Annotated in this window: 23 protein-coding genes and 4 pseudogenes; 15 read left to right on the top strand and 12 right to left on the bottom strand. The window is 66.1% G+C overall.

Annotation, left to right across the window (positions count from 1 at the left end):
* Positions 1–38 precede the first annotated feature (38 nt).
* Positions 39–860 carry an AraC family transcriptional regulator gene (locus tag J2848_RS29815; RefSeq protein WP_149234126.1) on the bottom strand — a complete coding sequence of 274 codons (822 nt, stop codon included), beginning with the start codon at positions 858–860 and terminating at the stop codon, positions 39–41.
* A gap of 184 nt (positions 861–1,044) precedes the next feature.
* Here J2848_RS29815 and J2848_RS29810 point away from each other — a divergent pair, with 184 nt between their 5' ends.
* Positions 1,045–1,443 carry a hypothetical protein gene (locus J2848_RS29810; RefSeq protein WP_149234127.1) on the top strand — a complete coding sequence of 133 codons (399 nt, stop codon included), beginning with the start codon at positions 1,045–1,047 and terminating at the stop codon, positions 1,441–1,443.
* A gap of 29 nt (positions 1,444–1,472) precedes the next feature.
* Entirely contained in the window at positions 1,473–1,877 is a 405-nt protein-coding gene (locus tag J2848_RS29805) for a hypothetical protein (protein ID WP_149234128.1), read from the top strand.
* A gap of 55 nt (positions 1,878–1,932) precedes the next feature.
* Here J2848_RS29805 and J2848_RS29800 read toward each other — a convergent pair whose 3' ends face one another.
* Entirely contained in the window at positions 1,933–2,847 is a 915-nt protein-coding gene (locus J2848_RS29800; RefSeq protein WP_149234129.1) for a LysR family transcriptional regulator, read from the bottom strand.
* Between the two features lie 116 nt (positions 2,848–2,963).
* Between J2848_RS29800 and ilvD the strand changes: the two genes are divergently transcribed.
* Positions 2,964–4,634 (top strand): dihydroxy-acid dehydratase, encoded by a 1,671-nt coding sequence (gene ilvD / locus J2848_RS29795; RefSeq protein WP_149234130.1) that lies wholly within the window; start codon positions 2,964–2,966, stop codon positions 4,632–4,634.
* 141 nt (positions 4,635–4,775) lie between these two features.
* Here the strand turns inward: ilvD and J2848_RS29790 are convergent, their stop codons facing one another.
* From J2848_RS29790 to J2848_RS29755, 8 genes are all read right to left on the bottom strand, one after another.
* Positions 4,776–5,531 carry a maleate cis-trans isomerase family protein gene (locus J2848_RS29790; RefSeq protein WP_149234131.1) on the bottom strand — a complete coding sequence of 252 codons (756 nt, stop codon included), beginning with the start codon at positions 5,529–5,531 and terminating at the stop codon, positions 4,776–4,778.
* A gap of 11 nt (positions 5,532–5,542) precedes the next feature.
* The gene (locus J2848_RS29785; protein ID WP_149234132.1) at positions 5,543–6,913 is read right to left on the bottom strand and encodes an MFS transporter; all 1,371 of its coding nucleotides are present in this window, start codon (positions 6,911–6,913) and stop codon (positions 5,543–5,545) included.
* Positions 6,910–8,064: an FAD-dependent monooxygenase gene (locus J2848_RS29780; RefSeq protein ID WP_149234133.1), complete on the bottom strand. Its 1,155-nt coding sequence runs from the start codon at positions 8,062–8,064 to the stop codon at positions 6,910–6,912. Before J2848_RS29780 ends, J2848_RS29785 begins: the two co-directional genes overlap by 4 nt.
* On the bottom strand, positions 8,061–8,540 hold the full coding sequence (locus J2848_RS29775) for an acyl-CoA thioesterase (RefSeq protein WP_149234134.1): 480 nt from the start codon (positions 8,538–8,540) through the stop codon (positions 8,061–8,063). Before J2848_RS29775 ends, J2848_RS29780 begins: the two co-directional genes overlap by 4 nt.
* Positions 8,537–10,207, bottom strand: a complete 1,671-nt coding sequence (locus J2848_RS29770) for an AMP-binding protein (protein ID WP_149234135.1) — start codon at positions 10,205–10,207, stop codon at positions 8,537–8,539. The genes J2848_RS29775 and J2848_RS29770 overlap by 4 nt, the downstream gene beginning before the upstream one ends.
* A gap of 39 nt (positions 10,208–10,246) precedes the next feature.
* The gene (locus J2848_RS29765; protein ID WP_149234136.1) at positions 10,247–11,122 is read right to left on the bottom strand and encodes a VOC family protein; all 876 of its coding nucleotides are present in this window, start codon (positions 11,120–11,122) and stop codon (positions 10,247–10,249) included.
* A gap of 34 nt (positions 11,123–11,156) precedes the next feature.
* Complete coding sequence (locus tag J2848_RS29760) at positions 11,157–12,437, bottom strand: alpha/beta fold hydrolase (RefSeq protein WP_149234137.1); 1,281 nt, start codon at positions 12,435–12,437, stop codon at positions 11,157–11,159.
* Between the two features lie 130 nt (positions 12,438–12,567).
* Positions 12,568–12,711 carry a hypothetical protein gene (locus tag J2848_RS29755; RefSeq protein ID WP_170307205.1) on the bottom strand — a complete coding sequence of 48 codons (144 nt, stop codon included), beginning with the start codon at positions 12,709–12,711 and terminating at the stop codon, positions 12,568–12,570.
* A gap of 49 nt (positions 12,712–12,760) precedes the next feature.
* On the opposite strand from J2848_RS29755, the gene J2848_RS29750 reads away from it, so the two are divergent.
* From J2848_RS29750 to rnk, 5 genes and pseudogenes are all read left to right on the top strand, one after another.
* On the top strand, positions 12,761–13,474 hold the full coding sequence (locus J2848_RS29750; RefSeq protein WP_149234138.1) for a TetR/AcrR family transcriptional regulator: 714 nt from the start codon (positions 12,761–12,763) through the stop codon (positions 13,472–13,474).
* 290 nt (positions 13,475–13,764) lie between these two features.
* Positions 13,765–14,145: an IS6 family transposase gene (locus tag J2848_RS29745; RefSeq protein ID WP_211103284.1), complete on the top strand. Its 381-nt coding sequence runs from the start codon at positions 13,765–13,767 to the stop codon at positions 14,143–14,145.
* Positions 14,146–14,241, top strand: a pseudogene (locus J2848_RS36230) (DDE-type integrase/transposase/recombinase); the annotation flags it as partial.
* 26 nt (positions 14,242–14,267) lie between these two features.
* Positions 14,268–14,450, top strand: a pseudogene (locus J2848_RS36225) (DDE-type integrase/transposase/recombinase); the annotation flags it as partial.
* A gap of 497 nt (positions 14,451–14,947) precedes the next feature.
* The gene (gene rnk, locus J2848_RS29740; RefSeq protein WP_246194222.1) at positions 14,948–15,370 is read left to right on the top strand and encodes a nucleoside diphosphate kinase regulator; all 423 of its coding nucleotides are present in this window, start codon (positions 14,948–14,950) and stop codon (positions 15,368–15,370) included.
* A gap of 553 nt (positions 15,371–15,923) precedes the next feature.
* On the opposite strand, the pseudogene J2848_RS29730 reads toward rnk, so the two are convergent.
* Together J2848_RS29730 and J2848_RS29725 are read right to left on the bottom strand one after the other, a co-directional pair.
* Positions 15,924–16,831: pseudogene (locus J2848_RS29730) on the bottom strand (IS5 family transposase); the annotation flags it as partial.
* 242 nt (positions 16,832–17,073) lie between these two features.
* Positions 17,074–17,769: a GntR family transcriptional regulator gene (locus tag J2848_RS29725; RefSeq protein ID WP_149234142.1), complete on the bottom strand. Its 696-nt coding sequence runs from the start codon at positions 17,767–17,769 to the stop codon at positions 17,074–17,076.
* A gap of 363 nt (positions 17,770–18,132) precedes the next feature.
* Between J2848_RS29725 and dctP the strand changes: the two genes are divergently transcribed.
* From dctP to J2848_RS29690, 7 genes and pseudogenes are all read left to right on the top strand, one after another.
* Positions 18,133–19,155 (top strand): TRAP transporter substrate-binding protein DctP, encoded by a 1,023-nt coding sequence (gene dctP / locus J2848_RS29720; RefSeq protein ID WP_149234143.1) that lies wholly within the window; start codon positions 18,133–18,135, stop codon positions 19,153–19,155.
* Positions 19,155–19,715: a TRAP transporter small permease gene (locus J2848_RS29715; protein ID WP_149234144.1), complete on the top strand. Its 561-nt coding sequence runs from the start codon at positions 19,155–19,157 to the stop codon at positions 19,713–19,715. The genes dctP and J2848_RS29715 overlap by 1 nt, the downstream gene beginning before the upstream one ends.
* Complete coding sequence (locus J2848_RS29710; RefSeq protein ID WP_149234145.1) at positions 19,715–21,052, top strand: TRAP transporter large permease; 1,338 nt, start codon at positions 19,715–19,717, stop codon at positions 21,050–21,052. Before J2848_RS29715 ends, J2848_RS29710 begins: the two co-directional genes overlap by 1 nt.
* Before the next feature lie 46 nt (positions 21,053–21,098).
* Complete coding sequence (locus J2848_RS29705; RefSeq protein ID WP_149234146.1) at positions 21,099–22,136, top strand: dienelactone hydrolase family protein; 1,038 nt, start codon at positions 21,099–21,101, stop codon at positions 22,134–22,136.
* 86 nt (positions 22,137–22,222) lie between these two features.
* A complete protein-coding gene (locus tag J2848_RS29700) occupies positions 22,223–23,767 on the top strand; it encodes a malonate--CoA ligase (RefSeq protein WP_149234147.1) in 1,545 nt (514 codons plus the stop codon).
* 34 nt (positions 23,768–23,801) lie between these two features.
* Complete coding sequence (locus J2848_RS29695; RefSeq protein ID WP_211103285.1) at positions 23,802–25,178, top strand: malonyl-CoA decarboxylase; 1,377 nt, start codon at positions 23,802–23,804, stop codon at positions 25,176–25,178.
* Positions 25,179–25,343: 165 nt separating this feature from the next.
* Positions 25,344–25,523 (top strand): annotated as a pseudogene (locus J2848_RS29690) (ISL3 family transposase); the annotation flags it as partial.
* Between the last annotated feature and the right edge of the window lie 352 nt (positions 25,524–25,875).

Genomic DNA, 25,875 nt, shown 5'->3' with positions numbered 1-25,875 from the left:
GCGTATCGGTACGGCCAGCCTTGCCGGAGCACTCCTTCTCATCCCCCGTCATGATCGCGAGGCGCAGGCCCCGGTCGCTCCGAGAGATAACGGGCCGGGGGTTTGCCGACCATCTTTCGGAACATGGTCACGAAACCGCTGGCGCTTTCATAGCCGAGATCCATCGCGACGGCTTGCACGGTCTGGCCGGTGCTCAGATGCCGCAAGGCGAGGACGACATGCAACTGCCGGCGCCAGCGACCGAAACTCATGCCGACCTCTTCCGCCAGCATGCGGCTGAGGCTGCGTTCGCTGAGCGCGACCCGGGACGCCCACTCCGCGACGGACGCACGATCCGCAGGCGCCGCGATCAACAGGTCGGTGAGCTTCTTCAGGCGCGGATCGCTGGGGATCGGGAGGCGGAGGTCTTCGATCGGAGCCACAGCCAGCTCATCGAAGATAACGGACACGATTCTGCCGTCCGGACCGTCGACGTCATAGCGCTCCGGCATCTCGTTGGCCCGCATCAGCAGATGACGGAGCAGGCCCGACACCGTGATCGTGCAGCATTTGTCCGGCAGGCTCGGCGCCTCGGGAGGCTCGATGAAGAGGGAAATGCACTCCACCACGCCTGAGCCGAAAACCGTATGGGGCAGTCCGCCGGGAATCCACACGGCGCATTGCGGCGGCACGACCCAGACAGCGTCCTCAACCTCGCAGTTGATGATCCCACGGAGCGTGAAAACCAGTTGCGCTTTCTGATGTGCGTGCCGCGGCGACTGCTCCAGGGCCTTGAGATTGGCGACGGTGTTGGTGGCGACGAGAGCGCGAGGAACCTCATCAACATAAGAGAGCCAATCGCTACGGACATCCAAATACATCAGGGCACCGCCCGGCGTTATTCCAACTTGGCCGGATAAAAACATACATTGGTCGGATTGCGCAATGACGCCATGGGTCAAGTGAGCTATTGCTTCCAGAGTGAAAGGATGTGCGGCGCGCTCTTCCTCAAAGGACGGCGGCGCGCAACTCCCCTATCGCGAAAATCCAAACAGGAGTGAGTCCATGGTCGAAACGAAATCTGTCAGACTCGCGCTCGCGTGGCTGGCCCCTGCGGCGGGGGCCGCGATCTTCATCACGTTTCAGTGCTTCTCCTACATGAACGAATACTTTAGAAGCGGCGGAACGATGCCGGCCATAACGTTCGATTCCACTATGCTGTGGGGCGCGTCGATCTTTTACGGCGCCTGGGTCGTCCCGGCGTTGCTGGCTCTTGCCGGACGGCGCGCTGCCGACTGGGCCATGCTCGCTTGCGGCGGACTCCTTTTCGCAATGAACACGCTCGGCGGCGTATTCGATGGTTTGCGCGACGGCGGCCATCTCGTTGCCCTGGAACTGCTGGCCGTCACCCTTCCGGGCGCGGTCGCGCTGATCATGTCGTGGCGGCACATCCGCTCCACGTGACAGCATCCATCCTGATCAGGAGACAAGACATGTCGTTTGACAGCACGAACTTTCCATTGGTCTGGGTGACTTTCGAACAAGGTCCGGAGCATGACCACGACAAGGATTTCCAAGCGTTCGAAGCGAACCTGAGTCGCGGGGAGCCGTTCGTCCTGCTGACTGATTCCACGCCGGACGAGGACCATGAGCACAGCCAGGAAGAAAAGAAGCGCAATGCGCTGTGGATGAAGAAACACAAGGCCGAATTGCGCCACCTCGTGCTGGCGATGATTGTGATCGAGCCGAGCGCTGCCAAGCGTCTGGCGTTCAAGGCTTTCGGTGTCGCCTTCGTCAAATTCTGGGGCTTTCCCATGCGGATCGCCTCGTCTCGCGAGGAGGCCATGGAGATCGCCGGGACTCTGCTTTCGGTGCGCACCGGGTCGGCGGCTGTCTGACAAGACGCTCCCTGAAGGCCTTCGCCGGCTTTGCGGCGCGCGCGGCAACCCGCGCTCAACGGGTGCCTGCCTCGCCAAGTGCGGTGGCGATGAAGCCATCCGCCGCAGGTGTGACGGTACCGGTATGCCACGCGATTCCGAGTTCGACTGACGGAGGCTGGGGCGACAGCGGCAGGAACGAAACCCCGGCGCGGGCGAGGTTGCGCAGCGATTGCGGAACCAGGGCGAAGCCGAGCCCGGCCGACACCAGGCTGATGATCGTCTGCATCTGAACCGCTTCCTGTCCGAGCGGAACGCCGGCTTGCGCGGTCGCCAGATAGCCTGTCACCAGATCATGGAAGGCGGGGGCGCTGCGCCGGGGGAAGAGGAGCAGCGGCTTTTCGGCAAGTGCCGTGGCAGAAACACCTCCAGCCGCGGTCGCCAGTTGGCCGCTGTCGATCCAGCCGGTCGGGACGGCTGCGACCAGCGGCTCGCGCAGCAGGGGGCGGTAGCGCAGAGCGGGGTGCAACGCCCGGGCCGGCGGGATGATGAGGCCGACATCCACTGTTCCCTCCAGCAGCCCTTCGATCTGGATGTCGCTGGTCTGCTCGAACAGATGAAGCTCGACGTCGGGCTGCCCCGCCTTGTGTTTGGCGACCAGATCGGGAAGCAGGCTGTAAATCGCCGTGCTGACGAACCCCAGCCGCACGGTGCCGACCTCCCCGCGAGCGATGCGGCGGGCCAGCACCGGCAGGGCGGCTGCGTCCGACACCACTTGGCGGACATGCGGCAGCCACGCGGCGCCGACCGGGGTCAGTGCGACCATGCGCCGGTTGCGGGTGAACAGGGCGACCCCCAGCTCTGCTTCCAGTGCCTGGATACTCTGGCTCAGCGGCGGCTGGGTGATGCCGAGCCGTTCCGCCGCGCGTCCGAAATGCAAATCCTCCGCAACGGCGAGGAAATGGCGAAGCTGACGGATGTCGGTGACCATGGTGGGGTCTGATATGTTATACGACTTACCGGGCACGGTATTATGAATTTCTACGACTGAACAGCGGACGATACTCTTGCCTGGCGCAGCAATGACGGCGCTGGAGGAGGCTTCCCATGGCTTACAATGAACGGTCCAGGCACATCACGCAGGGGGTGGAGCGGTCGCCGAACCGGGCGATGTACTATGCGCTCGGCTATGAAAAGGCCGATTTCGACAAGCCGATGATCGGCATTGCCAACGGCCATTCCACCATCACCCCCTGCAATGCCGGCCTGCAACCGCTGGCGGATGCGGCGGCGGCGGCGCTGAAGGCGGCAGGCGCCAACCCGCAGCTGTTCGGCACGCCGACGATCTCCGACGGCATGGCGATGGGCACGGAGGGGATGAAATACTCGCTGGTGTCGCGCGAGGTGATCGCCGACTCCATCGAGACCTGTGTCCAGGGGCAGTGGATGGACGGCGTGCTGGTGATCGGCGGCTGCGACAAGAACATGCCCGGCGGCATGATCGCCATCGCCCGCACCAACGTGCCGGCGATCTACGTCTATGGCGGGACGATCAAGCCGGGACATTGGAAGGGGCAGGACCTGTCCATCGTTTCCTCCTTCGAAGCGGTCGGCACCTTTCTGGCCGGGCGGATGAGCGAGGAGGATTTCGAAGGGATCGAGCGGAACGCCTGCCCCAGCACCGGGGCTTGCGGCGGCATGTACACCGCCAACACCATGAGTTCATCCTTCGAGGCGCTGGGCCTTTCGCTGCTGGGATCCGCCAGCATGGCCAATCCGGACGGTGAGAAGGCCGACAGCGCCGCCGAATCCGCCCGGGTGCTGGTGGAGGCGGTTCGCCGCAACATCCGCCCGCGCGACATCATCACCCGCCGCTCGATCGAGAACGCCGTGACGCTGGTGATGGCGATGGGTGGGTCGACCAATGCGGTGCTCCATTACCTCGCCATCGCCCATGCGGCGGAGGTGGAATGGACGCTCGACGATTTCGAGCGGGTGCGACGCAAGGTGCCGGTCATCTGCGACCTGAAGCCGTCGGGCAAATATATGGCGGTCGACTTGCACAGGGCGGGCGGCGTACCGCAGGTGCTGAAGGTTCTGTTGAACGCAGGGCTGCTCCATGGCGACTGCCTGACGATCACCGGTCGCAGTTTGGCGGAGGAACTGGCGGATGTCCCCGACGCTGTCGCAGACCAGGACGTGATCCGGCCGATCGACCGCCCGCTCTATGCCGAGGGCCATCTGGCGATCCTGAAGGGGAACCTTGCGCCGGAGGGGGCGGTGGCGAAGATCACCGGCCTGAAGAATCCGGTGATCAGCGGTCCGGCCCGCGTGTTCGACGACGAGCAGTCGGCAATGGATGCCATCCTGGGCGACCGGATCCGGCCGGGTGACGTGCTGGTTCTGCGCTATCTCGGGCCCAAGGGCGGACCCGGCATGCCGGAAATGCTTGCCCCGACCTCGGCCATCATCGGCCGGGGACTGGGAGAGAGCGTCGGGCTGATCACCGACGGCCGGTTTTCCGGCGGGACCTGGGGCATGGTGGTCGGTCATGTCACGCCGGAGGCCTTCGATGGCGGTCCCATCGCCCTGGTGGAGGAAGGCGACCGCATCACCATCGACGCGCATCGGCAACTGATCGAACTGGAGGTGGTGGGGGAGGAACTGGCTGTCCGGCGCGAACGCTGGCGGCCTCGGCCCGCGCGCTACAGCCGCGGTGTGCTGGGCAAATACGCCCGGTTGACCCAGCCCGCAAGCCGCGGCGCGGTCACCGACTGAGGTGATGTGGTGGACGGCCCTCTTGGCGCAAGAGGAGAATTCGTGTTGACGGTTGGTCGGGTGCATCCATGTGTCCGGCCTGTCGTCGCGACCTCTGATCGCCGGCCTTGATGAAGTCCGCGGATCGACGCCCAAATCACCTCACCTCACGCCTTCCTCCAGCAACGCCCCCGCGCCCGGGACTGCGGTCATTAGGCCCAGACGGGTGAGCATGCCGTACACGGTGCAGACCGCCGTGGAGACTGTCGGGATGCCCAGCATCTCCTCGATGGGGCGGATCGCCGGAAGGGACGGCATCTGCACGCAGGCCGAGGCAACGACGACGTCCGCTCCAGCTGTCTTCAGCGAACGCACGTCCTCGACCAGCCGCATGGGGTCTCGGCGACCAACCTCCAGGTTGTCGGCGATCTCGAAACAGCGCCAGTCGATCACCTCGATCCCTTCATGCTCGATGTAAGCCACCACCAGCTCGGTCAGGGGACGGGTGTAGGGTGCCATCAGGGCGATGCGGTGCGCGCCGAGCGCCTTCAGCCCCTCGACCAGCGCGCCGGCCGAGGTCATCACCGGCGCCGCGCAGTGGTTCGCGCGGGCGACTTCGGCCAGTTCCTGCTCCACGGTGCGGTGGTGGCCGAAGCCCATCGCCATGATGGCGACGAGGCAGGCCGTGCTCATCACATCGACGCGGGCGTCGGCCAGTTCGGCGGCACAGCGCAGGCCTTCACGATTCATCGCCTCCAACTCCTCCTTCACCACGCGGTGCATGCGCATCCGGCTGGAATGGAAGGTGAAGCGCTCCGGCAGCACCGCCTCGCGGGCGCGCAGCATGGCCGGGATCTCGGTTTCCATGGTCGTGTTGGAACTGGGCACGATCTGCCCGATGCGATAGGTCCGGGTCATGACGCGGCTCCTCAGGTGCGGGATCGGGCGGGTTGCGGGGGAAGCGCGCCGGCCGTGCTGCCGGCCGTGCGCGGCAGCCGGCCAAGCGCCCAGAGCAGCAGGTTGCCGGCCAGCGCGATCAGGCACGGAATGGCGGCCACCACCAGAAGGTCAGCGGTGGACCAGTTCAGCCGCATCAGTTCTCCGCCGATGACCGGCCCGAAGATCGATCCCAGCCGGCCGATGCCAAGCGCCCAGCCCGCACCGGTCGAGCGAACCGGCGTCGGGTAGAAGGCGGCGGCGAGCGCGTTCAACGCGGATTGTCCCCCCAGGATGCAGAAGCCGGCCACCGCGATCACCACGCCCGCGATCCCCAGCGAGCCGGAGACCTGTCCGATCAGCGCCACGCCGAGTGCGCCGGCCAGCAGATTGATCGCCAGCGTCGGGCCGAAGCCGTGCCGGTCGACCAGCCAGCCGAGCAGCAGGTTGCCGACCAGCCCGCCGACCCAGAAGATCGTTCCCACCAGCACCGCTGCCGAGGCGGGATGGCCGGCCTCCGTCATGATCACCGGCAGCCAATTGGCGAGGAAATAGGCGGCGAGCAGGTTCATGAAGTTCAGCAGCCACAGCAGCGGCGTTGCCACCGCCATCGTGCCGCGGAACAGTTCCAGGATCGGCGCACCGCGTGCCGGACGGTCGGCCGCCGCCAGGATCGTGTCGTCGCGCATGGTCAGGTCCGGCTCGATCCGGGCAAGCCAGCGTCGCACCTGCTCCAGGTTCCGCCCCCTCACCGTCAGATATTGGAGGGATTCCGGCAGCAGGGCCAGCATCGCCACGCCCAACAGCAGCGGGGCCGCCGCACCGGCGAGGAACACCGCATGCCAGCCATAGGCTGGGATGAGCAGGCCGGCAACGACCCCGCCCACGGCGCCGCCGAGGATGAAGCCGGATGAGGCGACCATCATCAAGGTGATGCGCATCCGCGCCGGGCTGAACTCCCCGGCCAACGCCACGGCGTTCGGCACGATCGCACCCATGCACAGGCCCGTCAGGAAGCGCATCCATCGCAACTCCTCGACGCTGGTGGCCTGCGCGGTCGCGAAGCTGGTGAGCGCCAGGCACAGCATGGCGGCGATCAGCACCGGACGGCGGCCGAACCGGTCGGCGAGCATGCCCATGACCAGGGCACCCAGGGTCATGCCCAGCAACGCGGCACCGAATACGGTGCCGAGATCCGCCTTCTGGATGCCCCAGTCGCCGATGATCGCCGGCGCCACATAGCCCATGGCCTGGACGTCGAAACCGTCGACGATCATGCACAAGGTGCAGAGCACGACGACGCGCAATTGCAGGCCGCCCAGCCGGCTGCGCCCGATGACGTCGGAGACGCTGACCGTGTTCATGCCGTCCTCCCCAGGGGTTCGTCGGTGTTCTGCGCCTCGTAAGCGGCGGTGAAGTGCGGATCGCGGCGGCGCAAATCCTCGTGGCTGACCTGCCCGGTGCGCCGCATGTAGTCGTAGGCGAAGCCGACGGGGTCGAGGTGGAGCTTGCCGGCAACCGTCTCGTACCAGTCCAGGCTGCGCGCGGCGGCCCCCTGGAAGCTGGAGGAGGAACGGCGGCGCTGCGCTTCGAAGGCGGCGAAGGCGGCGGGCAGGTCGCCGGGATGGTCGACGATCCCGTGGTGAAGCGCGATGGCGTCCTGCATGGCCATACGGGTGCCGGACCCCAGCGAGAAGTGCACGGTGCGCAGCGCGTCGCCCAGCAGCACGACGTTTCCGTGGTGCCAGCGCTCGTTGCGCACGATGTTCGCCTCGAACCAGTGCGACCGGTTGGTCAGCAACGGGTTGCTGCCAAGGTCGGCACGGAATATCTCGGTGCAGGCGCGGCTGCTCTCCTCCTCGCTCATCCGGTCGAAGCCGGCGCGCAGCCACGTCTCCGGATCGACCTCGACCAGAAAGGTGCTGAATTCCGGGCTGTACTGGTAGCTGTGGGCGACGAAGACGCCTGCCGCGGTTTCGCGGAAGATCAGCGAGACGGGATGGAAGCGCTGGCGCGTACCGTACCAGGCAAACTTGTTGCGTCGCCGTTCGAAGCTGGGGCGGAACTGTTCGGCATAGTGCAGGCGCACCGCGCTGTTGGCGCCGTCGGCCCCGACCAGCAGGTCGGCGTCACGCGCCAGTGCGTCGATGTCCGTGATGCGCTCGCCGTGGCGGATCTCCACACCCACCCGCCGGCAGGCGTGCTCCAGCGTTTCCAGCATGGCGAGCCGGGCGGTGCGGGAGAAGTGATTGCCGTGGATCTGCACGCGGGTGTCGCGGTGCACGATCTCCATGTAGTCGCAGCATTCGTGTCCGGCGGTGAATTCGGCGAAGAAGTCCGGGTCCGCCTCCTTCAGAAAGGAAAGGCCGACGTCGGAAAAGACGACACCCCAGCCGTAGGTGGCGCCTCGCGGGTTCTGCTCGAAGATCCGGATGTCGTGCGCCGGGTCGTGCTTCTTGGCGAGCAGGGCGAAATAGAGGCCGGCCGGGCCGCCCCCGATGATGGTGATCTTCATGCCGGGCCTCCTTCCGCACAGGCGCCGTGGTAGCGTTCCAGCGCCTGCCGGAATGCCGGGGGGATGTCGATGGAACGGCGTTCGCCGCGGGCGACGCAGACCGGGGTCAGATGCGCCAGGAACGCGACGTCGCCATCGAGTGTGCGGGCGCAGATCCGCAGCACGTAGGTCCGGTTCCGGATTTCCGCGACCGTGACGGTCATCTCGAACTCCTCGTCCGGCCGCAGCGACCGGCGGAAGTCGAAGTCGAGCGCGCGGGTGGGCGTGCCGAACCCCTGCTCGTCCTTGGCGCGCTGCGGGGTGGTGCCGAACAGGCTGCCGTAGAACAGCTCCGCGGCCGAGATGACGTATTCGCTGAAGGTGACGGTGTAGACGACGCCGGCCGGGTCGCATTCCCCCCATTTTACGCGGCGGCGGATCACCAGGGGGTCGGTGCCGACGATGTATTCGGTTGCTGTGAAGTCGTTGGGAGTCATGCCGCACCTGCCGTGGATTCAGCCGCCAACATGTCGGCGATCAGTGTCTTCAGCGCCGGCTTGTCCAGCTTGCCGACGCGGGTGAGGGGGAACTCGTCCAGCACTTCGACGCGCTCCGGGCATTTGTATTTCGCAAGCCCGCAACCGGTCAGGAAGGCGCCCAGCTCCTGCACGTTCGGAGCCGGCATGCCTGGTCGCGTGATGATGAAGATGCAGCCCTTCTCGCCGTAGAGCGGATCGGGCATGGCGACCAGCTTGGCGTCGGCGACGCTGGGATGGCGGCTGACATAGGCCTCCACTTCCTCACAGCCGATCTTCTCGCCACCGCGGTTGATGTTGTCGCGCAAGCGCCCTTCGAAGGCGTAGCAGGTCTGCCCATTCACGACATGGGCCGTCATGATGTCGCCCGTGCGGTAGAAGCCGTCGGACGTGAAGGCCCCGGCGTTCGCCGCCGGGTTGTCAAGGTAGCCGCGCAGGCTGGACGGGCCGCGGAAGCACAGCTCGCCCATTTGGCCGGGCGGCACCGGCGTCTCGGTTCCCGGTTCGAGCAGCCGGATCTCGTCGAACGGACAGCCGGAGGTGCCCTGCGTGCGGTGCCGCCGCTCCGTCGGGGCGTCCGCCGGCGAGCCGAGAAGCAACCCCTCGGTGATGCCGTAAAGGTTGGAGCAGGGCACGCCGATGTGCTCCTCCAGCTTGTCGGCGCGGCTCATCGTCGCGAACAGGCGGAGGGAGGACAGGTCGTGCCGCCGGATGTCCGCATAACCCATCAACTGTGGTGCGATGGGGCCGACTGACAGTGCGTGGGTGACGCTGTGCGCCTCGATCAGCTCCAGCATGCGCCGGATGTCGACCTTCGGCATCAGGACGACGGTCGCGCCGCCGAGCATCATCGGCATCAGCGCGTAGACCTGGGCGGCATTGTGCAGCAGAGGCAGAGACCACAAAATGCGGCTGTCCGCCGTCATCCCGTAGAGTCCCATCAGGTGCCGCACATGGCCGAGATATTCGGCATGGAAGCGCGGAATGATCTTGGGTAGTCCGGTTGTGCCGCCGGACAGTTGGAAGGTCAGGACGTCTTGCGGACCGAAGGGCATGCCGGCCAGCCGGGCGCGCGCGGTTTCCGCCGGAACGGCGGCGATCAGGTCCTCCAGCGCCAGTCCGGCGGACCTCCCGCCCCGCGCAACCATGAGATGTTGCAGGCCGGGGTGCCGTTCCATCATGGACATGGCAAACCCGAGGAGGTCGAAGCGGCTGAAGTCCGCCTGGACGAAGTAGCCGCGGGCGCCGCTCTGCCGGGCCAGTTCGCCGATCTCCACCTCGCGGTGCTGCGGCAGCGTGCAGACGGGGATGATCCCCGCCTTGAAGCAGGCGGCGAGCGCGATTACCGTCTCGATCGTTGTGCCCATCTGGAATATTGCGCGGTCGCCGGCGACAAGGCCCAGCGCCAGCAGCGCAGCGGCCAACCGGTCGCTCGCACCGTCCAGTTCGGCGAAGGTAACGGTCCGCTCGTCGCTGATCAGAGCCGGCTTGTCAGGATGGCGCGCTGCGGTGGCACGCAGCACGTCTCCGACGGTGGACGGGATCCAGGCTCCGTTGGCAAGGTATCGTTCGGCCTGATCGGCCGGCGTGTAGACGACTCCGCTTATGGGATTGCGGATTCCTGTCATCTCTGTCCTCCCCTATAGGCATTTTGATTTGCAGGCCGCCTAAGCAGCGGGGGCGATGACGACGCGGTCGCGGTCGAAGATTTCGATCCGGCCGCGGATGCCGCCGGTGAAAAGCCCATACCAGACCGCCGGCTTCAGCCCGAGCGCACGACGCTGGAACTCGACCGGCCCGGCGGCATCGATACGGTCGTGGGTGTCCAGCGCGGTGACGGTGCAGTCGTCGCGCCCGCGGGCCGCGCGGGTCAGGCTGGCGAATTCCTCCAGCCGCGGCACGAAGATGCTGACCGCTGCCGCGTGGCCGCCGTCCGAATCGAGCAACCTGGACTTGCGTGTCCAGATCTCGTCAATGGTGACGACGCGCCGGCCTTCGGTGGATGCGGCGTCTTCCGCGTCCAGGGCGGCCCGCAGGGTCAGGGCGGCGTCGGTGGCATCGATGGCGTTCAGCGGCCGCAGCTTGCGGGTGATCTCCACGAAATAGCCGTTGGGATCGCGCACGTAGATGGACTCGATCACCTCGTGCGTGGTCTCCACCGAGACTGTCAGACCTTCGGCTTCCAGGCGCCGCTTCCAGTCCTTCAGTTCCTCCTCACTGTCGACGAGCCAAGCGGTGTGGGTCGCATCGAAGACGTGGTCATCCGGCAGCGGCGGCATCGCTGCGCGCCCTTCCAGCGTCTCCGGCTGGTCGGACCCGAGATAATAGAAAAAGGCGATCGTGCTGCCGTTGCCGCTGTCGAAGAAGAAATGCAGGAAGTCGGGATGGGTGGCCGGGCCCCAGCCGCGCGCCGAGATGACATGGACGAGCGGCAGGCCCAGCTTGTCGCGGTAGAACTCCACAGTTTCGCGCAGTTTCCAGGTCGGGCGGGCGGTATGGTCCACGCCGCGCAGGCGGAGCCGCGTCGCGGGTCGTTCAAGCATGCTGGTCTCCTTGAATTTTTATCGTTCGCGGCGCTCAGCCGCCGAAATGGTCGCGCAGCCATCCGCCGACCGCCCGGCCGGCGGCGTAGCGCCCCGGCTCCTCATCCGGGGTCAGTGCGCGGCCGTGGTGATCGCCGCGGATGCGCAGATGGGTCTTGCGTCGTGTGGCGAAGCCGTCGAACAGAGACGCGACCCTCGACGGGAAGGTCGAGACGTCGCCGGTGTACTCGACCAGCAGCAACGGCTGTTCGACGGCTGCCGCGGCCTTGTGCAGGGAGGCGTTCGACGACAGGCCGGACCAGGTCGACAGCCACGCCTCAGGGGAGCAGACGCGGGCGAAGCCGACCGCGCCGTAGTTGGAGGCGAAGGGGTCCCGCCCCCACAGGGAGCCATAGCCGCGGTCGGACGGATCGAGGCTGAGGTCGAAACAGTGCAGGTCGGCATCGGTCCGCCAAACGGTCATGAGTGGCGTGTGGGCGCCGCGCCGCCGGTCGTCGATGCCGCCGGTCTCCTTGGCGCGCTTACGCGCCGCCAGCCGTTCCGCGATCAGGGCATGCGCCCGTTCGTCCAGGCGCGCGACCCGGGCCTGCTGCGCGGAGCGGTAGCGTTCGACGAAGTCCGGGGAGTAGCGGGACGGTTCCGGAGGCTCCGCGAAGCCGTTCGCCGGGCTGAAGGGGTCGAGCGCCGGATCCACCGACAGCGCGTCATCCTCGTCGGTCACCGATGGGTCGATGCATCCCATCAGCAGCATGCCCTGGCCGGGGTGTGGCGCAACCAGCACCAGCCCATCCGCCACCGGCATCTCAAGCGACGCCAGATTGGTCGGCCGCCCGCCTGGCGTGCGGGCGATCCGCCGATCCGGCGCCAACTGCGACTGCTGCATGTAGAAGGCGTAGAGACTGCCGCCGCCGGAGTTGCCGAGCAGGACGATGCGGCGGAAGCCCTGGGCGCGTAGGAAGGACAGCCCAGCGGCGACATCGAACAGAGCCGTCTCGTGCTCAAGCCGGCTGTCGTTGCCGACGGAGCGCGGCGACTGGGACCAGGCGGCGAAGCCGGCCTCCACGATGTCCGGGACAAGGTAATGGCAGGCCATGAATTCCCGCGGGTGCATGATGCACACGACCGTGTCGCTGCGCCCGCGGACATAGAGCGTGCCTCCCGTCGCCGCCCGGTCGGCCGTGCGCAGCGCCACGTTGCGCGTCAGCGTGCCGTCGGGAAGGTCGCGCGGGTTCCAATCGGTGTTGAGAAATCCCGCTGTCGCCGCCTGATCCGCTGACTGATGTGTGGCAGGCGTGGGGGTGCCCGAAACCGGCATGTCCATCGTCTCCCTTACGAAGGGCGGCGCGATCCGCCCGTATGTTGGTCTTGAGGCAGGCCGGCACGGCTATTCATCGGTGCTGCCCGCTCTGCATATTTGACATGGTGACGAATAATTGACGGTACCGTCAATAGGTGGAAATTCCTGTCAAGGCGCACTTTGCCGCACCTGTGTTGTGGTCATTGCCGTTCAGAGCAATGTTTTCAAAGCCTTCGATGTCCGTGGGAGTCAGAAGTCCCGTCCGGCAACGCTTCAAAAATTTGACGTTCACGTCAAAACCTCCCATCCTGCGGCGTGGAGAAGCCGGATAGGAGGACAGGGTGGGCAGAACATCGGCCAAAGCGGAAACCGGCCGGAAGGCTCTGCTGCGCCAGAGCGTGCTCGACGCGGCGGCAAAGCTGTTCGCCGAACGCGGCTTCGCGGGCACCAGCTTCCAGGACATCGCCGACGCGCTGAATGTCGGGCGCACCGCGCTCTACTACTACTTCAAAAGCAAGGAGGAGGTGCTGGCTTCGCTGGTGGAGGAGGTCACCGTCGTCAGCGACCGACAGTCTGCCATGCTTTCCGCCCGGACGGACGATGATCCCGTCGAGGTGCTGCGCTCCATGGTGAGCGGCCATGTAGAGCTTCTCCTCTCGCACGCCCTTCAGTTCCGGGTCGTCGACCGGACCGAGGTGGAACTGCCCCCTGATCTGCGGGCAGTGCACGAGCGCTCCAAAAGGGCCGTACTCGACCATTTCACGACGCAAATCGCACGAGGGATCCAGCAGGGCGTGTTCCGTCCGGTTGACGCCCGCGTCGCCGCTTTCGCGCTGATCGGCATGTGCAGCTGGACGACATGGTGGTTTCACGAAGGCGGGCGCAAGACGGCCAGGGAGGTCGCTGGGATTCTGGCGGATCTGGCGGTGCACGGCCTATTGCGGTCGGACGATCAGCGCAAGACGTCCGGTGATCCCGGCGATCTGTTTCGCCAGCTGCACGAGAATTTGGATTGCCTGGAAATCCTCTACAAGCGGCGGGAAGCGGGAGCGTGAGTGTCTGTTTGTAGGTGTCACGCGCCGACGGCCTGGGGAGTGAGCCGCTTGATGCGCCATGAGAGGATGGAGACGAAGGCAATTTGGATGAATGCGAGGAAGTATTCCTTCGTCCTCTCGACAATGGTGTTCAATCGACGGTAGCGGGATAGCCAGGCGAACGAGCGCTCCAACGACCCAGGCGATCTCGGACGAAATGAACACGCCATCGGGTTCTGTCAGCCTTCGCTCCAGCTTGTTCGTCGGCGCCGGGCTGACGTAGAGGATCACCTCTCCTTTGGAGGTGACCGATGCGTTGCCCACGCTGCTTTTCGACCGCGACGACCGAGCGTTCGGACCGGACGGCCCACGGCTACCGCCGCTTCCACTGTCAGGAGTGTGGGCGCGGTTTCAACGAGTGTACCGGCTCGGTGGTGAACCGCCTGCTACTGCCTTCCGATGTCGTCTTCCTGATCGTGCTGTGGCGGTTTCGGTTCAAGCTGAGCCTGCGCGATCTCGCCAAAATCCTGCTCCTGGGTGGCTTGGTCTTTTCCCACGAGGCGGTGCGCGATTGGGAGACCAAACTCGCGCCGTTGCTTACCGATGCCCCGCGCCAGCGACGCAGGGGCAAGATCGGTCGCAACTGGTACGTGGATGAAACGTATCTGAAGGTCAGCGGGCGATGGCAGTAACTGTACCGCGCCATCGACAGCGACGGTCACCTGGTTGATGTCTATCTTAGCGAAACCCGCAGCCAAGTGGCCGCCGAAGCGTTCTTCCGCTCGGCCATGGCGGTCAGTGGCATCACCCCGAGAGGGTCGCCACCGACAAGCACGCCAGCTACCCGCCGGCCCTGGAAGCGGTGTTTGGTGACGACGTCGAGCACCGCACGTCGAAATTCAGGAACAATCATCTGGAGCAGGACCACCGCGGAACCAAAGGCCGTACCCGGCCGACGCGCGGCTTCAAATCCTCCACAAGTGCACACAGCCCATGACGAGGTGCGCAACTTCCTACGCCCGGCAATCCAGCGCAACCAGCACGTCCCCGCGGCGCAGCGACGGGCGCTCCATGTCCAAAGGGTCGCCGCGCTGCGCGTTATGATCGGCTTCGCGCAGTTCATGGCGCCTCCCACCAGACCTTCGGCATCGTCGACTCAGGTATGGCGCGACACCTGACGGAACCTCCTTGAATTCCAGAGCGAACCTGTCCAAGCTCGGGGAACCATGAAACTGCCGCCCCGCCATATCCGTAACCTCCTGCGTGCAGGCCGCGTTCACGCAGGCTCGCTCGCCCCGGATCTGGTCGCCTGAGGCAAGGCTCCCGGACCGTCCGGGGCCAACATAATCTCCGAATCCAAGAAATCCGCTCGAACCGCATCCATGCGGCTGCGGGGTTATCATGTGCAACCGCTGCATGACCGATGAGGCGTCTACCGGGGGGCGCCGTCTGGCGATCGGCTGTGCATGCCGAGAAAAGCGAAGGAAGACCTTGATGCGTCCCGCAGACCAGTTTCCGCCCATCGTGCTGACCATCACCGACCATGACCGCCTCTCGGCCCTGGTCGAGGCCGTTTCCGAGAGGCTGCCCGAGGTCTACGAGTACCTCACCGTCGAACTGGAGCGCGCTGCGGTGGTCGATGCCAGCGAGCTGGCGATGACGGTGGTCACGATGGGCGCGCGCGTGGCATTCCGGGACGAGGTGACCAGACAGGAGCGGACTGTCACCCTGGTTTATCCGCGTGATGCCGACCTTGCAGCCTGTCGGGTGTCGGTGCTGACTCCTATTGGCGCGGCCCTCATCGGCGTTGCGGAAGGGCAGTCCATCACGTGGTACACGCGGGAGGGTGAGGCGAAGACCCTTACCGTTCTGGCCGTCGAGCGTCCCATTACGGACGGGGACGCCGTCGCCGCCTGATCCTCGGTCCGAGGGGTCGAGGCGTCGCCGCGGGTCCGGGAGACCTCCGGAACCCGTGAAACGAAAGTCATGCCGATGGCACTGGAGCTTGGCGTTGGGAGATGTTCTCTGACTGTCAGGTTGCGGAACGTTGTTGGGACATAAGCTGTTAGGCTATCTGGGAATACGGCGCGTGGTTCGAGCGACGCGCTATGACGTTGTGCGTCGGCGCGCCGAAGCTCGGCGCAGACCTGTCTGTCGACGCCATGATGAGCAAAGCCGACCCGGCGTTCGTCCCGCCGTCAACCCCGTGAGCCGCCGTCAGGCAGTGGCCCGCCAGGGCCAGGGTTGATGGCGGGTCGGCGACGGGTAACCTCTGCCATGGCAACGATGGCGGGTTTCTTCCCGGCCATGGAGAGCCGTCATGTACCAGATCCATCCCAACGCTCGCCCCGCCCCGGCCGTGTGCGTCGCCATCGCCTCGTCCACCGAGCCTTTGGGCGTTCTGGCCAAACGCTACGGCATGAGCACAGAAACCATCCGGAAATGGCGGAGGGGGCGTGCAGGATTGCCAAGCGATCCGGGCCTCGACCTTCTGAGCGGGCAGAACCTGGCCCGGAGGCTCCGTCCGATGAAAACCTTGTAGCGGAAGAAAGCGGTTTCCACGAGGGCGTGCCTTCCATAGCCGGTGGCCGCCTGCCAGTTCATTCGGCCCTTCTCGGCGATCTGCTGGATGTGGTGGTTGCGCTGAGTGGGAGTGGTGTCGGCCTTCTGGCCCGGCACCGCCGTGACGCGGGGCGGGACGATCACCGCGGCAGTGGGGTGCCGGTCGGAAATGGCACGGTAGACGGAATCCCCATCATACGCGCCGTCCGCCAGCATCGCATTGACCGGGCCGGGAATCTGGTCGACCAAGGGGGCCGACCTGGCAGGCGTCGCCGTCCTCGGTGGTGGTCAGCTCTTCAGCCAGGAGATCATCGCTGTCCGGATCGATGGCAATGTGTAGTTTTCGCCAACTCCGGCGTGGCTTTCCGCCGTGCTTTTCCAAGTGCCACTCGCCGGCTCCGACCATCTCCAGCCCCGAGCTGTCGATCACCTCGGTCATAGGGCCGATCGGCTTCACCAGCGCGGCCGCCAGCGACAGGCGGGCACTGCGTCGGGCCAGCGTCGTGTCATCGGGAATCGGCAACTCCATGCCGAGGATATGGACAATGGAGCGCAGCAGCCTCTCCGTCTGCCGCCATGGGCGCCCGAAGGCCAAGCGCAGCATGGCCCCGCTCTCTATGCGATGTCCGAGTAGGCTGCTGAACGGCCTCTCTGACCGGCGACGGCGGGTGCCCATGCCGCGAGAGCCTCGGGTGTCCCCCAGATCATCAGGTTTCCGCGTTGCCGAAGAGTCCGGTTGTATTCCCCTCAGTTCTCGACCTTGTAGTTGGCCTTCGGGATCCGGTGATGGTGCGGTCCATTGTGCTTATACGGCATGCGGGCACTCGGTGGCGGAGCCCACCTCTATACCGGCTGCGCCGACGTCCGCACCATGAACCGGATTTATGCGACAACGCCTCGGGAATCCCCATCTCGATTCAGACACAAACAGACGGACTCTGGCCCCAACTTGACGGTGCCATCGCCATAATCGGCATGACAGATTTTGTGGAGGCGGGCCGGCGCTTCGCTGGCTTTCCCCGCGCCAACCTTCGCCGGCACCGTCTGCCGTGCCGGCCTCACGCCACGTTCAGACGCGACACCCGCAGAAGCGCCATGAAGTCGGTGAAGGTGTCGCCCTGGATGGCGATATGTCCCTTGGTCAGGTCGCGCGCCCGCTCGGCCTCGCCGGCAAGGATCGCCTGCACGATGGCGTCATGCTCCTTCCATGATGCCCGCAGCCGGCCGGGGTGGCGGAGCTGGATCCGACGGTAGGCGGCCACCCGGTTGCGCAGGGAGCGGGTCATCTCCTCCAGGTGCCGGTTGTGGCTGCCGGCATAGATCGCCTCGTGGAACCGGCGGTTGGCCTCGTAATAGGCATCGGTGTCGCCGCTGTCGATCACCTCCTCGCACTGCCGGTGCAGGGCCAGCAGCGCGGCATGGTCGGCGGCCGACATCCGGCGGGCGCACAGCTCGGCGCACAGTGATTCGAGGTTGGCCATCACCTCGAACATCTCCACGATATCCTCCAGGCTCAGCGTCGCGACGACCGCCCCCTGGCGCGGCCGCATCTCCACCAACCCGGCCGAGGCGAGCTGGGCCAGTGCCTCGCGCACCGGGGTCCGCGAGACGTTGAACCGCTCCGCAAGGGTGCTTTCCTCCAGCCGCGAACCGGGGGGTAGGCGGCCCGACGCGATGTCCTCCTCGATCAGGACGCGGAGTTGGTCCGCACGGTTCTGTCTGCCGTCAGTCCGGTCGCTGCCGATGTCGCTCATTCCTGCTCCTGGCCCGCTCCCGGCCCGCTCTGGCATCGCACTTCCCTTGCCGGGGATTTTGCGGTGCGATCATAGACGATTTCCCGGCCGAGGCATACATCGTATCAAAAATGATTGGCGTACCGAACAAATATCGGTATACATGGAACACGAAATCGCATGCAAAAACGCTAAACCGCGATACAGGAGGAAACGATGTCCAGAAACCGGATCTCCTCTGCCTGACGGGAGACCGCCGATACGACCGGCCGCCGTCCACGCCCGCATCGCCGCATCATCTTCGGCGCACCCGTTCCCGACCGCCCGCAATCCGATGCCTGCGGCATTTCGGAAAAATGCGCCCACCGGAAAGGCAATTGTCCCATGTCCGTCACCCGTCGCGCCGTGGTCGGCGCCGCGCTCGCCGCTCCCGCCATCATCGCCACCTCCCGCCTCGGTTGGGCGGCGGACTCCAAGGTGCTGAAGATCTCGCACCAGTTCCCCGGCGGTACGCTGGAGGAGGGCGATTTCCGCGACCGCATCGTGCGCCGCTTCGCCGCCGAGGTGGAAAAGCGCACCGCCGGCACGCTGAAGTTCGAGATTTATCCGAACTCTTCGCTGATGAAGACGCTGGCCCAGTTCAGCGCGGTGCGCAAGGGCGCGCTCGACCTCTCGCTCTACCCGCTGCCCTATGCGGGCGGCGAAGTGCCGGAGACCAATCTGGGGTTGATGCCGTGCCTCGTCACCAGCTACGAGCAGGGCCGCAAGTGGCGCACCGCCCCGATCGGCGAGGAGATGAGCCGCATTCTCGACCAGAAGGGGGTCAAGCTGCTGACCTGGATCTGGCAGGCCGGCGGTACCGTGTCGCGCGCCGGGTCGGTGATGAACCCCGACGACGTCAAGGGCTTGAAGATCCGCGGCGGCAGCCGCGAGATGGACATGATGCTGAAGGCCGCCGGGGCCGCGGTCAGCACCATCCCGTCGAACGAGCTTTACGCCGGCATGCAGACCGGCGCGGTGGACGCCGCCATCACCTCCTCCACCAGCCTGATCTCCTTCAAGCTGGAGGAGCTGTCGAAGCATCTGACGGTGCCCCGCGCCCACAGCTATTGGTTCATGATGGAACCGCTGATGATGTCGAAGACCATCTTCGACGGGCTGACCCCCGACCAGCGCAAGGTGATCGAGGAAGTCGGGCTGGAGATGGAGGAGTTCGGCTACAAGGCCGCCCGCGAGGATGACGAGCGGATCGCCGCCATCTACGGCAAGGCCGGGGTCGCCACCGCCGACATGACCGCCGAGGCGGTCGGCCGCTGGACCGCGATCGCCCGCGACACCGCCTGGAAGGATTTCTCCGAACGCGTCAAGGACGGCGCCCGCCTGCTGAAGCTGGCGGAGCAGGTCTGATGTCGACGGCGGAACGCAATCTGATCCTGGGAACCGGGGCAGAGCCGGCCCTGCATTCCCCCGCGTTGCGGGCGGTCGGACGGCTGATGACCCTGATCAACCGTCTGGTGGTGATCGTCTGCGCCGTGGCGGTGGTTGCCGCCGGGCTGGTGCTGACGCACGAGGCGGTGGTGCGCTACGCGTTCCATCATCCCGCCGACTGGCAGGACGAGATGGCGGTGTTCCTGCTGGTCGGCGCGACCTTCATGTCGGCCGCCTGGGTGCAGGCCCGGCGCGGCCACGTCGCCATCGACGCGATTGCCGAACTGTTGCCGCCCGCGGTCGAAAAGGTGCGCCGCCTCGTCGCCGACATCGCCTCCTTCGGGTTTTGTGCCTTCTTTTCCTGGAAGTCCTGGACCCTGTTCCACGAGGCGTGGGAGGACGGCATGGTGACCCATTCCGCCTGGGCGCCGCCGCTGTGGATTCCCTATTCGTTGATGGCGGTCGGCATGTCGCTGCTCGCCGTCCAGCTTCTGCTGCAAGTTCTCGACCGGCTGTTGCCGGATGGGGAGGCACGGTGATGGGTGCTCTCGAACTCGGCCTGCTTTATGGGGCCGCCACCTTCGGCGTGCTGTTCGCCGGCATTCCGATCGCCTTCGCCCTGGGATTGGTGGCGACGCTGTTCATGATGGTGTTCATGCCGGCCGCCTCGCTCGACACCATCGCCCAGAACGTCTACGAGGAAATGGCGAGCATCACGCTGCTGACCATCCCGCTGTTCATCCTGAAGGGGGCGGCCATCGGCAAGTCGCGGGCGGGCGCCGATCTCTATTCGGCCCTGCATGCCTGGCTGCACAAGGTGCCGGGCGGTCTCGGCGTCGCCAACGTCTTCGCCTGCGGCCTGTTCGCCGCGATGGCAGGATCCAGCCCGGCGACCTGCTCGGCCATCGGCAGCGCCGGCATTCCCGAGATGCGGCGGCGCGGCTATTCCGGCGGCTTCGCGGCCGGCATCATCGCGGCCGGCGGCACGCTCGGCATCCTGCTGCCACCTTCGATCACCATGATCCTCTATGCGGTCGCCGCCGAGCAGTCGCTGGGCCGGCTGTTCCTTGCCGGGATCGGGCCGGGCGTGCTGCTGGTGGTGCTGTTCGCCGTCTACGCCGTGCTGCGTTTCCGCAAGGAGAAGGCGATGGCGCTGGCCGAGGGCCGGCACGACTCGCCGCTGCTGGCGGAGGAGCATTTCACCACGCGGGAGAAGCTGTCCTCCCTGCCGCGGGTGCTGCCCTTCGTCATTCTGCTGACCGGCGTCATGGTGGCGCTCTATGGCGGCTTCGCCACCCCGTCGGAGACCGCCGGGCTGGGGGCCGTGCTGGCCCTGGCCCTGGTGGCCTTGGTCTACGGGGCCTACAAGCTCGACAATCTCGGGCTGATGCTGACCTCGACGCTGCGGGAATCGACGATGCTGATGATGATCATCGGCATGTCGCTGCTCTACTCCTACGTCATGAGCTACCTGCACATCAGCCAGAGTGCCGCGCAGGCCATTGTCGCGATGAACCTGTCGCGCTGGGTGCTGCTGGCCGCCATCCTGCTGATGGTGGTGGTGCTCGGCTTCTTCCTGCCGCCGGTGTCGATCATCCTGATGACCGCGCCGATCATCCTGCCGCCGCTGCGCGCCGCCGGTTTCGACCTGATCTGGTTCGGCGTCATCATGATGGTGGTGATGGAGATGGGGCTGATCCATCCCCCGGTCGGCCTGAACATCTTCGTCATCAAGAACATCGCGCCAGACATTCCGCTGAAGGACGTGATCTGGGGCGTGATGCCCTTCGTCGGGCTGATGATCCTGTGCGTCGTGCTGTTGTGCTTCTTCCCCCAGATCGCGACGGCCCTGCCCACCTGGGTCTATGGCGGCTGACCGGCTGCGAAATCTTCCGGAATTCATTGAACAGGGGACCGATTCCATGTTCCTCCAGCATCGCGCCGCGCGCCGCGGCGGACTGCGCGCCCTGCTCGGCACCGCCGCCCTCTGGTCCGCTCTGGCGCTGGCCGCCGGCCCGACCCTGGCGCAGACCGCCGAGCCGTCCGAAAAGGCGACCTACCCGAGCCGGGTCGAACTGCACGCCATTCCCAGCCTGACGCTCAGCGACTCCCAGTTCCTCAAGGGCGAGGCCGACGCCGGCAAGCCCGTGACGGTGGCCGGGGAGTTCCGGGTGGCCCAGGGCGACGGCAAGCTGCCGGTCGCGGTGCTGATGCATGGCTCCGGCGGGGTGGGACCGAACGTCGAGATGTGGGCGCGCCTGCTCAACGCCAACGGCATTTCGACCTTCACCATCGACGGCTTCACCGGGCGCGGCATCGTCACCACCTCAGCCAATCAGGCGCAACTGGGCCGGCTGAACCTGATCGTCGACATCTATCATTCGCTGGAGGTTCTGGCCAAACATCCCCGCGTCGATCCCAAGCGGATCGTCCTGATCGGCTTCTCGCGCGGCGGGCAGGCCGCCTTCTATGCCTCGCTGGAGCGCTTCCACCAGCTTTGGAACCGTTCCGGCATCGACTTTGCCGGCTACATTCCCTTCTACGCCGACTGCTCGACCCGCTACATCGACGACACCAAATTGGTGAAGCGACCGATCCGGCTGGTTCATGGCGAGGCCGACGACTACAACCCGCTCCGCACCTGCGCCGCCCACGCCGAGCGGCTGAAGGCCGCCGGGGCGGACATCACGCTGACTACCTATCCCGGCGCGCATCACGGCTTCGACATCCCGATCATGGACGGTCCTGTGGTGTCCGCGGCGTCCCAGACGGTGCGCAACTGCCGGATCGAGGAGCGCGAACCGGGAGCGCTCGTCAATGCCGAGACCAATGCCCCCTTCAGCTACCAGGACGCCTGCGTCCAGAAGGGACCGAATGTCGGCGGCGATCCGGCGGGCCGCGCCGCGTCGCGCGTTGCGGTGCTCGACATGGTCAAGGCGATGATCGCCTCGCCGCCCTGAGATCGGACGGATCTTTTCATCCTCTCACCAGAAACCGCCGGCCTGCAAACAGCGCCAGCCCTTTGCCCGCAGGAACGGGATCGACCATGACCGGACATCGCTCTGCCAACTTCTACGATCTCGCCGCCGCCTGCTTCCCGGCCGACGCGGAGTCCACCTTCATCGAGCTGGAGTCGGGCTCCCGCTACAGCTATGGCGACCTGATCGCCATCAGCGGCCGTTATGCCCGCCTGCTGGCCGATCTCGGCGTGGTCAAGGGCGACCGGGTCGCGGTCCAGGTGGAGAAGTCGCCAGAAGCGGTCTTCCTCTATCTCGCCTGCCTGCGGGCGGGAGCCGCGTACCTGCCGCTGAATACCGCATACACCAGGGCGGAAATCGCCTATTTCCTCGGCGACGCCCAGCCGCGGATCTTCGTCTGCGACCCCGCCAAGGCCGACGCCCTGGCCGAGGTGGCGGCGGAGGCCGGCGTCGGCGCCGTGCTGACGCTGGGGGCGAAGGGGGAGGGTACCCTGGCGGAGCGGGCCGCCGGCCTCGACCCCGCCTTCGACACGGTGGCCTGCGGGCCGGACGATCTGGCGGCGATCCTCTACACCTCCGGCACCACCGGGCGGTCGAAGGGGGCGATGCTGACCCACCGCAACATCGGGTCCAACGCCGCCACGCTGCATCGGGTCTGGGGTTTCCGTCCCGACGACGTGCTGCTGCACGCGCTGCCGATCTTCCATACCCACGGGTTGTTCGTCGCGATCAACTGCACGCTGATGAACGGCTCGGCCATGCTGTTCCTGCCGAAGTTCGACGCCGACGCGGTGTTCCGCCTGCTGCCGCGGGCCAGCGTGATGATGGGGGTGCCGACCTTCTACACCCGGATGCTGGCCGACGAGCGGCTGACGCGGGACGCAACCGCCCACATGCGGCTGTTCGTCTCCGGCTCCGCTCCCCTGCTGGCCGACATTCATGAGGAATTCTCCGCCCGCACCGGCCATGCCATCCTCGAACGCTATGGCATGACCGAGACCTGCATGATCACCTCCAACCCGCTGGAGGGCGACCGCATCCCCGGCACGGTCGGTTTCCCCCTGCCGGAGGTCGCGGTGCGCGTCGCCGACGAGAAGAGCGGGCAGCCGGTGGCCCAGGGCGAGATCGGCGTGATCGAGGTCAAGGGTCCCAACGTGTTTTCCGGCTATTGGCGGATGCCGGAAAAGACGGCGCAGGAGTTCCGCGCCGACGGTTTCTTCATCACCGGTGACGTCGGCAGGATCGACGGGCGCGGCTATATCCACATCATCGGCCGTGCCAAGGATCTGGTGATCTCCGGCGGCTTCAACGTCTACCCCAAGGAGGTCGAGACGGTGATCGACGCCATCGGCGGGGTGGTGGAGTCCGCGGTGGTCGGGGTGCCGCATCCCGATTTCGGCGAGGCGGTGGTCGCCGTGGTCCTGCGCAAGCCGGGTCTGGCGGCGCCCGACGACGCGGCGGTGATCCGCATCTGCAAGGAACAGCTCGCCAACTTCAAGGTGCCCAAGGCGGTGGTCTTCACCGACGAGCTGCCGCGCAACACCATGGGCAAGGTACAGAAGAACCTGCTTCGCGAGGCCCACAAGGGGCTGTTCGACCGGCACGCGGCCTGACCGGGCCCGATGTGCTGACAGGCGGGAGAGGGCGATGATGGATGGGAAGTTCTTCGGCGACCTGCTGCAAACCATCGCCGACCGCGGACGGGCGCTGATCCGGCCGCAGAAGGGCGGCACCGGGCCGGCCCTCTCGCCACCCGACCTGATCGGGCTGTGTCAGGCGCTGCTCTCCGGCCGTGGCGAGGCGTCGGGCGTCGCCCTGGCGCAGGACGTGTTCGCCCGTTACCGCGCCCTGGGGCCGGAGGATCGGCGGCAGTTCCTGGCCACCCTGGCGGAGCGGTTCGGCCCCGACCGCAAGCGGCTTGAGAAGGCAATCGCCGATTATGCCGCCGATCCCAACGACCGCCGGGCCATCGAGTTGCACGTCGCCGCCGAGCCGCGCCGGCAGGAGCTGTTCCGCCGCCTGAATCTGGCCCCCGACGGTACCCATGCGCTGGTCCGCATGCGGGAGGAGGCGTTGCGCGACGCAGCGGCGATTCCCGGTTACGAGGCGGTGGATGCCGACTTCACCCACCTGTTCTCCTCCTGGTTCAACCGCGGCTTTCTGGTGCTGCGTCGGATTGACTGGTCCACCCCGGCGAACATCCTGCAAAAGATCATCCGCTACGAGGCGGTGCACGCCATCCACGATTGGGAGGATCTGCGCCGCCGGCTGGAGCCGCCCGACCGCCGCTGCTTCGCCTTCTTCCACCCCCAACTGGTCGACGAACCGCTGATCTTCGTCGAGGTGGCGCTGACCCGTAACATCGCGTCGTCGATCTCCGAAGTGCTGTCGGAGGAGCGCAGCCCGATCGAAGCCGATCAGGCGACCACGGCGATCTTTTATTCGATTTCCAACTGCCAGGAGGGGCTGCGCGGCATCTCCTTCGGCAACTTCCTGATCAAGCAGGTGGTGCTGGAGCTGAGCCGCGACCTGCCGGGGCTCAAGACCTTCGTCACGCTGTCGCCGGTGCCCGGCTTCGCCGGCTGGCTGGCGCGGGAGCGGACGAAGGAGGATGGGCTGCTGTCGGTCGAGGAGCGGGTGCGGCTGGCGATCCTCGACAATGCCGCCTGGCATGCCGACCCGGCGGTGGCGGAGGGGATGCGCCCCCTGGTGGAGTCCGTCGCTGCCCGCTATTTCCTCAAGGCCAAGGCGCCGAACCGCCGTCCGGTCGATCCGGTCGCCCGTTTCCACCTCGGCAACGGTGCGCGGCTGGAGCGGATCAACCCGATGGGGGATCTATCGCCCAAGGGGCTGAAGCAGGCGCACGGGCTGATGGTCAACTACCTCTACGACCTGCGTACCATCGAGCGGAACCACGAAAGCTATGCCGAACATGGCAAGGTCGCCGCCTCCGCCGCGGTGGAGAAGCTGCTGACCGCCGATCCGGCAGCCTCCTCCTCCGCTCCGGTCCCCGAGCGCGCCTGACGGTTCTGTCCAGCGTGTTGATCTTGCCCTGTTTCGGTGGGTCTTGCGCAGTTTGCGTGAATGGTCTGGGTTGCGGTGGCGAGCAGACCGGGTATTGCCCACCTGGAAGGAACATGCAGACGTTCTCTTTCCTTCACCGAGGCCAGTTCCTGCGGTATCATGGCGGTTCAGACGTTTGCTGCCGGTTTGGAGCAGGATGGCGCTGCAGTTCGGGCGGCACTCACATTGCCATGGAGCAGCGGACAGGCTGAGGGGCAGATCAACCGCCTCAAGCTACTCAAGCGTCAGATGTACGGCAGAGCCAGCCTGGATCTGCTCCGAAGACGAACCCTCCTGGCCGCCTGATCCACGCAAACTGCGCAAGAACCACCGAATCGGGGCAAGATCATTCCGAGCCTTGCCGAACCCGACAGACCTGCCGCGCCATCACATCCTCCAGCGCAATCCCCTCTCGAGGGATCAACAGGCGGCAGGGATTGTCGACATAGAGAAAAATGGCGTCGAGGCAGTCTCTCATCGGCAACTGTCTGAACGGATACCGATCGGGATGCTACGACGGAGCTTTATCGCCGGTTCGGTAAAGGCCAAATCCCGCCCACGCAACCAAATCAAGCCCGTCAGATCAAGCGCTCAGCTTCGATCCGGCGGGCTTTTTCATGTGCTATCGCCATGTTGTATGACAGTGCAGGAAAAAACG

Origin of the sequence: Azospirillum lipoferum (assembly GCF_024170005.1) — a bacterium.
Lineage (GTDB): Bacteria > Pseudomonadota > Alphaproteobacteria > Azospirillales > Azospirillaceae > Azospirillum > Azospirillum lipoferum.
This window is presented reverse-complemented; position numbering and strand designations above follow the sequence as displayed.

Excerpts from the sequence above, each read along its gene's own strand:
- J2848_RS29815 (WP_149234126.1), bottom strand. The coding sequence starts at position 860 with ATGTATTTGGATGTCCGTAGCGATTGGCTCTCTTATGTTGATGAGGTT.
- J2848_RS29810 (WP_149234127.1), top strand. The coding sequence starts at position 1,045 with ATGGTCGAAACGAAATCTGTCAGACTCGCGCTCGCGTGGCTGGCCCCT.
- J2848_RS29805 (WP_149234128.1), top strand. The coding sequence starts at position 1,473 with ATGTCGTTTGACAGCACGAACTTTCCATTGGTCTGGGTGACTTTCGAA.
- J2848_RS29800 (WP_149234129.1), bottom strand. The coding sequence starts at position 2,847 with ATGGTCACCGACATCCGTCAGCTTCGCCATTTCCTCGCCGTTGCGGAG.
- ilvD (WP_149234130.1), top strand. The coding sequence starts at position 2,964 with ATGGCTTACAATGAACGGTCCAGGCACATCACGCAGGGGGTGGAGCGG.
- J2848_RS29790 (WP_149234131.1), bottom strand. The coding sequence starts at position 5,531 with ATGACCCGGACCTATCGCATCGGGCAGATCGTGCCCAGTTCCAACACG.
- J2848_RS29785 (WP_149234132.1), bottom strand. The coding sequence starts at position 6,913 with ATGAACACGGTCAGCGTCTCCGACGTCATCGGGCGCAGCCGGCTGGGC.
- J2848_RS29780 (WP_149234133.1), bottom strand. The coding sequence starts at position 8,064 with ATGAAGATCACCATCATCGGGGGCGGCCCGGCCGGCCTCTATTTCGCC.
- J2848_RS29775 (WP_149234134.1), bottom strand. The coding sequence starts at position 8,540 with ATGACTCCCAACGACTTCACAGCAACCGAATACATCGTCGGCACCGAC.
- J2848_RS29770 (WP_149234135.1), bottom strand. The coding sequence starts at position 10,207 with ATGACAGGAATCCGCAATCCCATAAGCGGAGTCGTCTACACGCCGGCC.
- J2848_RS29765 (WP_149234136.1), bottom strand. The coding sequence starts at position 11,122 with ATGCTTGAACGACCCGCGACGCGGCTCCGCCTGCGCGGCGTGGACCAT.
- J2848_RS29760 (WP_149234137.1), bottom strand. The coding sequence starts at position 12,437 with ATGCCGGTTTCGGGCACCCCCACGCCTGCCACACATCAGTCAGCGGAT.
- J2848_RS29745 (WP_211103284.1), top strand. The coding sequence starts at position 13,765 with ATGCGTTGCCCACGCTGCTTTTCGACCGCGACGACCGAGCGTTCGGAC.
- rnk (WP_246194222.1), top strand. The coding sequence starts at position 14,948 with ATGCGTCCCGCAGACCAGTTTCCGCCCATCGTGCTGACCATCACCGAC.
- J2848_RS29725 (WP_149234142.1), bottom strand. The coding sequence starts at position 17,769 with ATGAGCGACATCGGCAGCGACCGGACTGACGGCAGACAGAACCGTGCG.
- dctP (WP_149234143.1), top strand. The coding sequence starts at position 18,133 with ATGTCCGTCACCCGTCGCGCCGTGGTCGGCGCCGCGCTCGCCGCTCCC.
- J2848_RS29715 (WP_149234144.1), top strand. The coding sequence starts at position 19,155 with ATGTCGACGGCGGAACGCAATCTGATCCTGGGAACCGGGGCAGAGCCG.
- J2848_RS29710 (WP_149234145.1), top strand. The coding sequence starts at position 19,715 with ATGGGTGCTCTCGAACTCGGCCTGCTTTATGGGGCCGCCACCTTCGGC.
- J2848_RS29705 (WP_149234146.1), top strand. The coding sequence starts at position 21,099 with ATGTTCCTCCAGCATCGCGCCGCGCGCCGCGGCGGACTGCGCGCCCTG.
- J2848_RS29700 (WP_149234147.1), top strand. The coding sequence starts at position 22,223 with ATGACCGGACATCGCTCTGCCAACTTCTACGATCTCGCCGCCGCCTGC.
- J2848_RS29695 (WP_211103285.1), top strand. The coding sequence starts at position 23,802 with ATGATGGATGGGAAGTTCTTCGGCGACCTGCTGCAAACCATCGCCGAC.